This window comes from Nitrospirota bacterium (assembly GCA_040757335.1).
GTDB lineage: Bacteria > Nitrospirota > Nitrospiria > 2-01-FULL-66-17 > 2-01-FULL-66-17 > JBFLXB01.
Window position 1 is genome coordinate 15,836 of sequence record JBFLXB010000038.1, and the last position, 12,603, is coordinate 28,438.

At 64.1% G+C, this 12,603-nt stretch carries 10 protein-coding genes; 8 read left to right on the plus strand and 2 right to left on the minus strand.

Going from position 1 to position 12,603, the window contains the following annotated elements; genetic code table 11:
- The first annotated feature begins 32 nt into the window (after positions 1-32).
- Positions 33-1,622 (plus strand): murein biosynthesis integral membrane protein MurJ, encoded by a 1,590-nt coding sequence (murJ, locus tag AB1451_15320; protein ID MEW6684266.1) that lies wholly within the window; start codon positions 33-35, stop codon positions 1,620-1,622.
- On the opposite strand, the gene AB1451_15325 is transcribed toward murJ, so the two are convergent.
- Positions 1,623-3,818, minus strand: coding sequence for a VCBS repeat-containing protein (locus tag AB1451_15325; protein ID MEW6684267.1), 2,196 nt, complete (start codon positions 3,816-3,818; stop codon positions 1,623-1,625).
- Positions 3,819-4,151: 333 nt separating this feature from the next.
- On the opposite strand from AB1451_15325, the gene AB1451_15330 reads away from it, so the two are divergent.
- Positions 4,152-4,679, plus strand: coding sequence for an HTH domain-containing protein (locus AB1451_15330; GenBank protein ID MEW6684268.1), 528 nt, complete (start codon positions 4,152-4,154; stop codon positions 4,677-4,679).
- Positions 4,680-4,836: 157 nt separating this feature from the next.
- On the opposite strand, the gene lpxC is transcribed toward AB1451_15330, so the two are convergent.
- Complete coding sequence (gene lpxC, locus AB1451_15335; protein MEW6684269.1) at positions 4,837-5,760, minus strand: UDP-3-O-acyl-N-acetylglucosamine deacetylase; 924 nt, start codon at positions 5,758-5,760, stop codon at positions 4,837-4,839.
- Between the two features lie 236 nt (positions 5,761-5,996).
- Here lpxC and AB1451_15340 point away from each other — a divergent pair, with 236 nt between their 5' ends.
- From AB1451_15340 to AB1451_15365, 6 genes are all read left to right on the plus strand, one after another.
- On the plus strand, positions 5,997-7,091 hold the full coding sequence (locus tag AB1451_15340; GenBank protein MEW6684270.1) for a phosphotransferase: 1,095 nt from the start codon (positions 5,997-5,999) through the stop codon (positions 7,089-7,091).
- Between the two features lie 5 nt (positions 7,092-7,096).
- The gene (locus tag AB1451_15345) at positions 7,097-7,828 is read left to right on the plus strand and encodes a nucleotidyltransferase family protein (GenBank protein ID MEW6684271.1); all 732 of its coding nucleotides are present in this window, start codon (positions 7,097-7,099) and stop codon (positions 7,826-7,828) included.
- 31 nt (positions 7,829-7,859) lie between these two features.
- Positions 7,860-10,697, plus strand: coding sequence for an isoleucine--tRNA ligase (ileS, locus tag AB1451_15350; GenBank protein MEW6684272.1), 2,838 nt, complete (start codon positions 7,860-7,862; stop codon positions 10,695-10,697).
- Positions 10,694-11,227 carry a signal peptidase II gene (gene lspA / locus AB1451_15355; protein MEW6684273.1) on the plus strand — a complete coding sequence of 178 codons (534 nt, stop codon included), beginning with the start codon at positions 10,694-10,696 and terminating at the stop codon, positions 11,225-11,227. The genes ileS and lspA overlap by 4 nt, the downstream gene beginning before the upstream one ends.
- A 9-nt stretch (positions 11,228-11,236) precedes the next feature.
- Positions 11,237-12,244 carry an RluA family pseudouridine synthase gene (locus AB1451_15360; protein MEW6684274.1) on the plus strand — a complete coding sequence of 336 codons (1,008 nt, stop codon included), beginning with the start codon at positions 11,237-11,239 and terminating at the stop codon, positions 12,242-12,244.
- A 101-nt stretch (positions 12,245-12,345) separates the two neighbouring features.
- Positions 12,346-12,570, plus strand: a complete 225-nt coding sequence (locus AB1451_15365) for a helix-turn-helix transcriptional regulator (protein MEW6684275.1) — start codon at positions 12,346-12,348, stop codon at positions 12,568-12,570.
- The last annotated feature ends 33 nt before the right edge of the window (positions 12,571-12,603 follow it).

Below are 12,603 nucleotides of genomic sequence, written 5' to 3' on the forward strand. Positions count from 1 at the left end.
GGCGGAACGTCATCCGTCGTCTTCGCGACGCGATGACCGAAACCCGCCATGTCGTCAAAGCCGCCGGAATCATCGGCGCCGCCACGTTCCTCAGCCGGGTGTTGGGGTTCGTCCGGGACATGGTGGTGGCCCGCGCGTTCGGCGCCAGCCACGTGGCGGACGCGTTCTATGTCGCCTATCGCATCCCGAGCCTGCTGCGCGAGCTCTTCGCCGAAGGCTCCATGTCCGCGGCGTTCGTCCCGGTCTTTACTCAGACGCTCACCACCGACTCGCGGGAGGAGGCGCGCCGGCTCGCGCGGGCGGCGTTCAGCCTGATCCTGCTGGGCGTGGCGACCGTCACGATCGTGGGGGTGACCTTCGCACCGTGGATCGTGGCGGTCATTGCGCCCGGCTTCGGGGATGATCCGGGCAAAGCCGCGCTCACCACCGATCTCACCCGGATCATGTTCCCCTACCTGCTGTGGATCAGCCTGGCCGCGCTCGCGATGGGCGTGCTGAACTCGGTGCGCGCGTTCGCGGCCCCCGCGTTGTCTCCGGCGTTGTTCAATCTCTCGATCATCGCCGCGGTGTTTTTGCTCGCGCCGTTCCTCCACGAACCGGTCCTGGCCGTGGCGTGGGGCGTGTTCATCGGCGGGCTCGCGCAACTGCTCGTTCAAGTACCCAGCCTCCGCCGCGCCGACATGGGGTTGGGGTGGCTGTGGCAACCCGATCACCCCGGCCTCAAGCGGATGGGACTCCTCCTGATTCCCACGCTGGTGGGGCTGTCCGTGTCCCAGGTCAACATTTTCATCAACACGCTGCTGGCGTCGTACCTCGCTCGGGGCAGCGTGACGTACCTCTACTACGCGATGCGCCTCGTGCAATTCCCGCTCGGGGTCTTTGGCGTGGCGCTGTCCACCGCGCTGTTGCCCACGATGTCCACTCACGCGGCCAAACACGACTTGGCCGCGCTGCGCGACACGTTGTCGTTCGGGCTTCGACTGATTCTGTTCATCACCATCCCGGCCATGGTGGGACTGATCGCTCTTCGGACGCCGATCATCCACGTGTTGTTTGAGCACGGCAAGTTCGTGGCCGCGGACACCTCCGGGACCGCGGCCGCGTTGTTGTGCTACACGGTGGGGCTGTGGGCGTTCGCCGGGGTGCGCGTGGTGGTCCCGGTGTTCTATGCCCGACAAGACACCAAAACCCCGGTGGTCGTGGCCGCACTGTCCGTGCTTACCAACATCGCCCTCAGCCTGGTGTTGATGGGACCGCTCGCGCACGCCGGACTCGCGCTTGCCACCGCGATCGCGTCGGCGTTGAACTTCGTGGCGTTGCTGGTCGTCCTCCGCCGGCGGCTCGGCTCGTTTGGAGGCCGTCGCGTGGCGCAGTCGGCAGGACTGGCCTTGTGGGCCAGTCTGCCGGCCGCGGTGATCGGTTGGGTGGTCAGTGAGCTCGCGATGTGGCAACGCCCCGGGGCGTGGCTCGTCAAGATCGCGGTGATCGCGCTGGCGATCACCGCCTCAGCCGGGGGGTACGCGCTGCTGCACACGGCGTGGAAAACCGAGGAAGCGGTCGCGGTGTGGGAGCTCCTCAAGCGCCGCCGTGGGCGCTCGGCAGGACCACCGCCCACGGAGTGATCAGTCGACGGAAACGCCCAACCCGTCTCGCAGATTAAAGCCGCTCAACAACCAGTCCGTAGGGTCCCCCGCAGCGCTACGGGTGGTCGTGTGGGGACCCAAAATCACGTAGGCGCGGCCAGCGTCGTCGCAGAACTCGTTCAGCGGGTCGAAACACACGTCGTGCTGCCAGGCTCCCACCACCGTATCATCGAACCCGTCGCCGTCCACGTCACCGGCCCCGCTGACCGAAACTCCGAAGTGATCCCCGTCGTTGGGGGTGGATTCTCCCACGATGGTGATTGGGGATCCGGCGATACGACCGGTGTTTCCCAGAAAGTAGGACGCGGATCCGTTGTCGGTGGGTCCCGCGCGGAACGCCCCGATCACGACATCGGCGAGCCCGTCGCCATTGATGTCCCCGGCAGAGGCGAGGGCGGACCCAAAGAGATCCTCGGCGGAAGCGCCGCCGATCTCAACGGGGGTAGGCGACACCCCGTCTCCTCGCCCGAAGAACCACGAGACCGATCCTGCGTCGATGCCGACCCCGTCTTGAAGCGGAGCGCCGATCAACAGATCGGCAAGACCGTCTCCGTCGGTGTCACCGGCCCCCGCGACGGTCGCCCCGAATTCGTCGCCAGCGGAGAGGCCGGTCAATACCACGTCCGCGCGCGCGGCGTCGACACCAGCGAACCACGGCCCACCGAAAAAGACATAGACGCGGCCAATGTCTTGGCCCGCGGGACCAGCGCTAAGATCGTCGTAGTAGCGCGCGCCCACCGCAAGGTCATCGTAACCATCCCCGTTGATGTCACCCGGCCCCGCGACCGCTAAACCGAATTCATCGCCGCCACGACACGCACTCGTCGGGTCGTCGGGATCCGCCGCAGTTTCACCGGCCAAGACGAAGTCGGGAAGCGCATCCATCGCGTTGCGGGGCCCTCCAAGGAACACATACACGCTCCCGACCTTGGACAGCGTTGCGGTCCCGCCTCCGCAGGTTGCGGTGACCGGAGCGTGGTACGCGCCAACCGCGATGTCAGGATAACCGTCTCCGTTCACATCACCGATTCCGGCGACCGCCACCCCGAACGAGCCCCCCGCAGCCTCGCCGCGGAATACCAACCCCGGTGTGGTGGCTGGCGTGGGTCCGCCCCAATAGAGATACGCCGTGCCGCTGTTGTCGTCCGCGTCCGCGTCGCGGTCCGCGTTGTAGGCCCCCACGAGCAGGTCCACGTATCCGTCGTAGTCGATGTCACCGGCTTTCGCCACCGCGGTACCAAACGCTTGGTACTGGCCTTGCCCCGTCATCACCGCATCGACCAGAACGTCTCGGACCGCGCCCCCTTGGTACAAGTAGGCGGCGCCAGCCTCCAGGTCGGCGCGGTCGTCGCCGGACACCCCCACGAAAATATCTGCGAACCCGTCGCCGGTGACATCGCCCGTGGTCGATCCGATGATCACCTTTCGGGTTGGACCGTACGAGGTACACGACGCGTCCATCGTTCCGACGCGCCAGTAGTAGACCCCCACAGGGGGCGACGCGGTGGTAGGTTCGAACCGGCTGTCGACCACGACAGGGGGGGGCGAGACCACGAAGGTGTCGAACGCCGGTGAGAGCGCCAGCTCGAAGACGTAACCGGTCGCCCCGACTTGCGGGGTCCAGGAAAACGCGCGACCCCACGGGATCGCGTAGCCATCGAGAGGAAATACCGGACGCGAAGGCGCCACGCAAGCCCCGGTCAGCGTCACCGATACTGATTCCGGAGCGCTTTCGTTCCCCGCGGCGTCAACCGCGGTCAGCGTGAGGGTGGTCGCGGTCTGAGGGGGAGGCGGTGGCGTCAGGGTCGCTTGATACGTCCAGTTGATATCGCTCGAAGCCGCGGTGATACGACGGCCGTTCAATCGGACGAATGCTCCCGCCTCCTTTGTCCCGGTGATCGTCACCGGATTGGTCATTGAACTTGGTGGCGCGGAGACCGTGGGTGGATCCGGAGGCAGGGTGTCGCGCTGGATCGTCACCATCACGGTGTCGCTGAGGTTACCTAGATCATCCATGGCTTGAACGATCAACGTGTTTGGCCCTTCGGAGTCAAGATCGACCGGAAGCGCCCAAAACGTCTGGTCGTTGGGCGGCAGCTGCTGAAAGCCATTGATCACGATCCCACTGCCGCTGGACTTGGAACCCGTCACTGTCACGCGGTCTTGGTGGGTCACTGGTGGAACCACGCCCAGGGACGGTGCGGGAGGGCCAACGGTTTGCCCCGTCTGTTGGCACGCAAGGATGGCTGTTGCTAGTGCGCACATCGCCACAACCACACGCTTGCCGCGATCAGTTCTCATGAATTTACAGAGCATCTCATGCCTTGTCGTATTCCCCTTAAAGCAGCGTGCATCTGACATAAGCTCATCAGGTGAACGATTCTATAGATTTTTATAGTCTCCGCAAATAATTTTTCTTGACAACAAGCACTGCTACTGCTATGTTTTCGCTACATGCTTCTTGAGCAGCATGCTATCAAATCAAGCTATGTCACGGGCGTTGAACAGATGGAAGAGCTGCAAGACATCGTCGCTGGCCTGGACCAGCGCATAAAAGCCTACAAAACCAGGCTCCAGGAGCTGCAGAAAAAGCGTGATCGGCTCGAAGAAGAAATCAAGACCATCAAGAAGTACCTGGAACTGGCTGAAACCCTCTATCGGGTCGAACAGGAAAAGTCGCGGGTTGCCGCCAAAGAGGCGCGCTCCTCGGGAGAAATCGATCGCGATCGGACCCGCGGGGTGGATGAGCCCGACCAATCCCAGGAAATTCTGCTGGGCAGAACCAAGTACTTCGGGATGAGCGTTCCTCAAGCCGCAGCCGTTCTCCTTAAAGAGGCGGGAACCCCGATGCACGCCAGGGAGCTCTACCGGAAACTGGTCGAGGGCGGGATCAGGATTCGGGCCAAAACACCGATCACCTCGATCGCAATCTCCCTGCGGCGAGACAAACGCTTTCGTAAAGTCGCACCGAACACCTTTGAGTTCGTGGCAGAAGCATCAGTCGCGTCCGCAGAGGGCGCTGACGAAAGGGGGTGATGAGGCTTGGCGGCAAAGAAACCAGCGAAGAAAAAGGCAAAGAAGAAGTAAGCTGTTGTGCCAAAGCGATCGGGGGCTCCTCCTGTGAGGAGCCCCCGGGCTATACGAACTGGGACATGCCTAGTGTCCCGGTAGGGTGACCGCGAACACCGCCGATCTATTTCCCGGCAAGCACCCCAGCCGGCTCGAAAATCTCAACCGCAGCCTCCGCAGCTCGCGACACCGTCCAGCATTCGGGATGGGACGTCAGATACGCCGCGAACTTGGCGTGGAGCCGATGCCCGGCTTTGTGTGCGCTAATCCGCCCGCGTAACGGCCAACCCAAAAGAGTCAGATCCCCCAAAAGGTCCAATGTCTTGTGGCGGACGAACTCATCGGGCCAACGAAGTCCCTCCCGGTTGACCACGCCCATCGGCCCCACCACCACCGCGTTGTCGAGACTCCCCCCCTGGATGTAACCCGAGGCCTTCAAGTGCTCGACGTCTGCCACGAAGCCAAACGTCCTGGCTCCGGCGAGCGTCGCGGCGAAGACCGAGGGTCCTTCGTCTCGGTACTCGAATACTTGCCGCCCGATCACGGGGTGGTCATACTCCACCGTGTTGTGAATCTCCAAACCAGCGGCCGGAGCCGCTGCCATCCACCCATCGCCGTCCCGAACCTCGAATGGACGCGTGATGGTGCAGATCGATCGCGTGGCGCGCTGCGGGACGACCCCCGCCTCATCGATCGCAACCACGAACGGCTGCGAACTGCCATCCATAATCGGAATCTCCGACGCGTTCAACTCAATGACGAGGTTGTCGATTCTCATCCCACTGACCGCGGCCAGCAGGTGCTCAACCGTATGGACAACCCGGTCCCCTTGACCAAGACTGGTGGCGAGCCGCGTCTGGGAAACCTGGTTAATGCGCGCCTCCAGCGAAATCGCGCCGGCCGGTGTCTGTTTCACGAATGTGATCCCGCTATTGGGCGCCGCGGGGCGAAGCCACACCGAGACGGGTTCTCCTGAATGCAGCCCAATGCCCTCACAAAACACCGGACGCCGGATGGTCTGCTGACGCTCTTCGTTGAGTCCCTTCACAGTCGATCCTCCCGAGGCCTTGATTATGAGAGCAAGGAACATGCCTGACCTGGGGGTGGCCAATTCCAAGGCTTCATCCCTCAAACGGCTGCAGAAACCCTACACCCGTGGCATCTATGCAGTGGCATCTATGCAACGGTGGAAGATACAGAAGGCGCTGCAGGTGCCGGTAACGACTTTGACACCCAAAAGGCCTCATGGCAGAATGGCCGCGTCCCCAGAATGGCCGCGTCCCGATGATCACATCCCCCCAGGCAGCAGCTCGGTCGACACGTCGCGATCCCACGATCGATGACCTCAACGGCCTGATTCGCAGCGCCGGACTCCCGGACCCGGTTGTGGGGTGCCAACGCCTCAAGGGCGACGCTTCCAACCGCACCTACTCACGCATCCGTTTAAAGCCCGGCACCCTACCGGCGACCGTCGTCCTCATGGAGCTGGCGGAACCAGAGGCGTTCAAGCGCTCGGAGGAAGCGGTGTCCGGAGGCGATACCACGATCAACGAGTTGCCCTTCGTCAACGTCCAACGCTACCTTGTCGGACGCGGCGTTGCGGTGCCCGCGATTCATGCCTATGACGCGGCGGCCGGCCGGATGATCCTCGAGGACCTCGGAGATCGCACCTTATTCGACGCGGTCGCTGGAGCCTCTCCGGAGCGCATCGAAGCGTTGTACCGGCAGGCCATCGATGAACTCGTGACGCTGCAAACACCTGGAGCAGCCCACGAGCAAAGCGGCTGCGTGGCCTTTGGGCGGAGGTTCGATCAGCCGTTGTTGCTCTGGGAACTCGATCACTTCCTGGAATACGGCATTGAGGCCCGGACCGGCGCACCAGTCCCCGACACGCCCCGAGAGGCCATCCGACGCGCGTTCGCTCGAGTAGCCGAAGAACTCGCAGCCGCGCCCCCGGTGTTCGTGCACCGCGATTACCACAGCCGCAACCTCATGTTGAGCAATGATCGCCTGCGAGTCATTGATTTTCAGGACGCACTGACCGGACCGCGGACCTATGACCTGGCTTCGCTTCTCCGGGACTCCTACGTCTCGCTCGACGAAGGGTTGATCAACCACCTGATCGCATATTACTTGGCCCGCACGAAACACCAACCGCCGGACCCGGCGGCGTTCCGCCGATTGTTCGACGTCAGCGGATTCCAGCGCAACCTGAAAGCCGCTGGCCGCTTCATCTACATCGAGAAAGTGAAGGGGCGTCCGACGCACTTACCGTACGTCACGCCGACTTTGCGGTCGGCGCGGCGCGTCTTGGCCACCTATTCGGACTTCGCGGAGCTTCGCGACCTGCTCGCCCCGTACGTTCCCGAGTTCACGTGAAGGCCATGATTCTGGCGGCCGGCCTGGGGACGCGGCTCCGCCCCCTGACCGACCGCATCCCCAAACCGCTGCTGCCCATTGCCGGCCGCCCGATGATCGACTACACCCTGGCGTGGGTGGCGGCCGCCGGAGTGCGCGAAGTGATGATTAATCTGCACCACATGGGGGATCGTATCAGGCAAACCGTTGGTCGTGAACGCTTCGGCCTCAAGATCTCCTACTCCGAGGAACCCGTGATTCTCGGAACCGGCGGCGGGCTGAAACGCGTCGAGCGGTTCTTCGCGGACAGCCCGTTTTTGGTGGTGAACGCCGACGTGCTCACCGCGGTCGACCCGAACGCCGTGATCCGCGCCCATTTCGCGACACGGCCGCTGGCCACGCTCGTGGTGCGTCGCGATCCGGAGGTCGCCGCCTACGGCGCGCTTGAGATCGACCACGCCGGCAGAATTCGTCGCTTCCTTGGTCGCGGGCCGCAGGCCTCCGTACCCATCGAGGAGGTGATGTTTACGGGGATTCACGTGGTCGACCCCCGCGTCTTTGCAGACCTCCCCGCCGCCGGGGCGTTCTCGCCGATCACCGACGCCTACATCGCGATCGTCGAGCGCGGAGCCCCGCTGATGGGATACCTGACCGATGCGCCGTGGATCGACATCGGCACACCGGAACGGTATCGCCAGGCCGAACAGTGGGTGGCCGCGGGCCTGATCCAACCTCCGGCCGGCCAGCCGTCGCGTTGACACACCTTCCGGGCGCTTGCTAGGATCGGGCATGGCTGACGCCTCCAAGGCATACCGCGACACGCTCAATCTTCCCACCACGGCATTTCCCATGAAAGCCGACCTCGCCAGGCAGGAACCCGCGACGGTCACTCGATGGGAGACCGACCGCCTGTACGAATCGCTGCGGACGACTCGGAGCGGCGCGCCCAAGTTCGTGCTCCACGACGGGCCGCCCTATGCCAACGGCCATATCCACATGGGGCACGCCTTGAACAAGATCCTCAAGGATATCATCGTACGCTACCGGACGATGGAGGGGAACGATGCGCCCTACGTTCCCGGATGGGATTGCCACGGCCTGCCAATCGAACATCAGGTCCTCAAGGACCTCGGGGCGAAAAAGGCGGGCATGAGCGTTCTGGACATTCGGCAACGCTGCCGGGAGTACGCCGCACGGTTCGTTGATATCCAACGAGACGAGTTCAAACGCCTGGGGGTCCTCGGGGACTGGCGGCGGCCCTACCTCACGATGACGCCGGAGTACGAAGCCACCATCGTCCGCGAGTTCGGTAAGATCGTCGAGACCGGCAATGTCTACAAAGGCAAAAAACCCGTTCTCTGGTGCCCGCACGACGAGACCGCACTCGCAGAGGCCGAGGTGGAATACGCCGATCGGACGTCGCCGTCGATCTACGTGAAGTTTCCGGTCAAGAATCCCAAAGGCAAGTTCTCCGCCGATGCGAGCCGGGGGACGTTCGTCGCCATCTGGACGACGACGCCCTGGACACTGGTGGCCAATCAAGCCATCGCCCTGAATCCTCGCGAGATCTATCGCCTGGTCAGGACGCCCTTCGGCGATCTCATCCTCGCGCAAAGACTCGCGGAGTCGTGCATCAAAGTCTTCCAAGAGGTCGACCCAGGCTCTTATGAGGTCACGGAGGGAGCGTGGGCCGGGGATGACCTTGAGGGCGTCGTGTGCGGACACCCCTGGTTGGAACGCGACGTGCCCATCATCCTGGGCGAGCACGTGACCCTCGACCAAGGCACCGGCTGTGTCCACACAGCGCCGGGACACGGTCAGGAAGACTACGAGGTCGGCCTGAAGTACGGCTTGCCCGTTTACGCACCAGTGGACCACCTGGGACGTTTTACTCAGGAAGCTGAAAGGTTTTCAGGACAGCGGGTGTTTGACGCGAATAGTCCCATCATCACCCTCCTCAAGGAGCGGGGACGGCTGCTGGCCGAGACGACGATCCAACACTCGTATCCGCATTGCTGGCGGTGCAAGAAACCCGTCATTTTCCGCGCGACCGAACAGTGGTTCATCGCGATGGATCAGGCGATCACCGATGACGGCAAAACACTGCGACAACGCGCGCTGGAGGAAATCGACCGGGTGGCGTGGGTGCCGAAGTGGGGACGGGATCGCATCGTCGGGATGATGGCCAACCGCCCGGATTGGTGCATTTCGCGACAACGCGCGTGGGGCGTGCCCATCGTGGCGTTCTCGTGTGGGAAGTGCCGGGCCCCGCTGCACAGCCGCGCCATCGCGGATCATGTCGCCACGCAGATGGAACGTGAGGGCGGCAGCGACGTGTGGTATACCAAGCCCGCCGAGGAATTGGTCCCTCCGGGCAGCACGTGCGCGTCCTGCGGCCACACCCGGTTTGAAACCGAGCGCGACATTCTGGACGTGTGGTTCGAGTCCGGGGTGAGCCACGCAGCCGTGCTCAAGCAACGACCGGAACTGGTGTGGCCCGCCGACCTCTACCTCGAAGGATCGGACCAACACCGCGGATGGTTTCACAGCACCCTGCTCACCTCGCTGCTGACGGACCCCTGTGCGCCCTACCGCACGGTTCTGACCCACGGGTTCGTGGTGGACGGCGAGGGGAAGAAGATGTCCAAGTCAGCCGGCAACGTCATCGCCCCACAGGAAGTCATCAAACAGCACGGGGCCGAGTTGCTGCGGTTGTGGGTGGCGGCTGAAGATTACCGTGACGACATCCGGATCTCTTCCGCGATCATGACCCAACTGGTGGAGGCCTACCGGAAGATCCGCAACACCTGCCGGTTTCTCCTGGCCAATCTGGCGGACTTCGACCCCGCCCACGACGCGGTGACGCTCGATCGCGTCCACGACATCGACCGGTGGGCGCTGCATCGCCTTGCGCTGCTGATTTCGCGGGTGCGCGCCGGGTATGACGCGTACGAGTTTCACACCGTGTTTCACGCCCTCAACAATTTCTGCGCCGTGGACCTGAGCGCGGTGTACCTTGACATCCTCAAGGACCGCCTCTACACCGAGGGGTCGCGTTCGGCTGAACGACGGGCTGCGCAGACGGTCTTGGATTCGATCCTCTCGGCGCTCGTTCGCTTGATGGCGCCGATCTTGTCGTTCACCGCCGAAGAGATCTGGGGCCACCTGCCCGCCGCGTCCCGCACTGCGGCCAGCGTGCACCTCAGCAAGTTCCCCCGGCCCGTTCCTGGATGGGAGCTGGCGCCGGACCACGCGGCCCGATGGGATCGGCTGTTCGACGTCCGCGCCCACGTCGCGCGCGCGTTGGAGCGCGCGCGGGCGGCCAAGGTGATCGGTTCGTCGCTGGAGGCCCGCGTCGCGCTATACGCAGACGGCATCCTGCGCGACGCACTGGAACGCGACGCCGGTGAACTGCCCGAGTTGTTCATCGTTTCCGCCGTCACGGTGGAACCCTCGGCGCGACGCCCGGCGGATGCCGACGCGCTCACCACAGACCTTGCCGCGACGGTCACGCGCGCCCCGGGGGTCAAATGCGGGCGGTGCTGGATCTACCGGACCGACGTGGGGTCGGATCACCGTTACCCGGATCTGTGCGGACGCTGCGCACGGGTGATCGGCGGCCAATGACCCCACGGGACGCGCGCCCATTCAAGCTTCCGTGGCGACCGGGCCTGTCGGCCGCCGCCATCAGCGGCCTGCTCGTCGTCGCCGACCAAGCCACCAAGGCCGTGGTGCAGAGCGCGATGACGCTGCACGAATCGATCCCCATCGTGCCGTCCGTGAGCCTGACCTACACGAGAAATCCCGGGGCGGCTTTCAGCCTGCTCGCGGATGCCGACCCGACTTTTCGGAGCTGGTTCTTTCTCGTCATCTCCGCGGTGGCGTTGACTCTGGTGACGATGTTTCTGCGTCGCGTGGAGCAGGGCGACTGGTGGACGCTGAGCGCGCTGTCGCTCATCATGGGCGGGGCCCTGGGGAACCTTGTGGACCGCCTCCGTCACGGCGAGGTGATCGATTTCATCGATCTCTACATCGGCCGATATCATTGGCCGGTCTTCAATGTCGCCGACTCCGGGATCACCGTCGGGATGGTGATGTTGCTGGGCCAAGTGCTCCTGCAACGACGCCCCGACGTTCGCCAGGCCGCCGACTCCTGAGACCGCCGCATGGAGCGCCTCGCCGAATCGCCCGCGCGGGACGCCGGGGTGGCGTCCACCATCGTCACGGTTTCAGCCGGCGAAGCGCCGGATCGCATCGATCGGTTTCTGGCGCGCCAGGGACTGCCCGTGTCGCGATCGCGGGTGCAGCGCGGCCTTGAGGAAGGGCTGATCGACGTCAACGGGCGTCGCGTGAGGCCATCCTATTTGATACGCCCCGGCGATCGCATCACGATCCGTCACCCGCCTCCGCGGCCCCAGCGCCTCCACGCCGAAGCCATCCCCCTGGACGTCGTGTACGAGGACGACGACCTCCTGGTGATCGACAAACCCGCGGGGTTGGTCGTGCATCCCGCGCCGGGCCACGCCTCCGGCACGCTCGTCAACGCCCTACTGCACCACTGCCGCGGTCTCGCCGTGATCGGAGGAACCGAACGGCCCGGCATCGTCCACCGACTCGACAAGGACACGTCGGGCCTTCTGGTGGCCGCCAAGCACGACGCCGCGCACTCGGGGCTGATGCGCCAGTTCAAAAGCCACACGATCGCTCGTCGGTATCTCGCGATCGTGGCCGGCGACGTGCGCCCCCGCAAAGGAACCGTCGACGTGGCGATCGGCCGGGACGTCTGGGAGCGCAAGAAGATCTCACCCCGAACCACCAGCCCCAAGAGGGCCGTCAGTCACTACGAGGTGGTGGAGCGTTTCGGACACGCGACGCTGGTGGCGGTCACGCTCGAGACCGGACGAACGCACCAGATTCGGGTCCACATGGCGCATCGAGGATATCCCGTTCTGGGAGATCCGGTGTATGGCGGACGGCGAGCGCTTCCTCCGCCTGGCGTGTCGGTGCGGCGTCAGATGCTGCACGCGCAACACCTCGGATTTCTTCACCCGATTACGGGCCGTCCTCTGGCGTTCAGCGTCCCCCTTCCCGAGGACATGGAGTCTGTCCGCCGCGAACTCGCGCGAGCAGCCGCGTCCGGCGCGGGCCGCGCGCGAAGCCCGCGCGCGTCTTGACTTGGTTTGAAATGCTCCGGTATACTCCGGTACAGTGTTTTTAGATATACGCTGTCAGCATACCGCGTCTTGGGTTTGAAATGCTCATGAGGAGGCCAGCCATGCAGAAGTACTCGCCCGCCCAGGTCGGTCAACGGATCCGGGAGATTCGCGGGTCGATGACGCAGACGGAGTTCGCCAAAGTCATCGGCGTGAAGAAACAGAACTACATCAGCCGGTACGAACGCGGCCGCGTCCCGAACCCGGAGTTGCTGCTCCGTATCGCCGATTTCGGAAAGGTCAGCGTGGACTGGCTGTTGACCGGAAAAGCGTCGAAACGGAAGTAGCCCGCCCTGCTCGTCGCGGACCCTGAGGTCCGC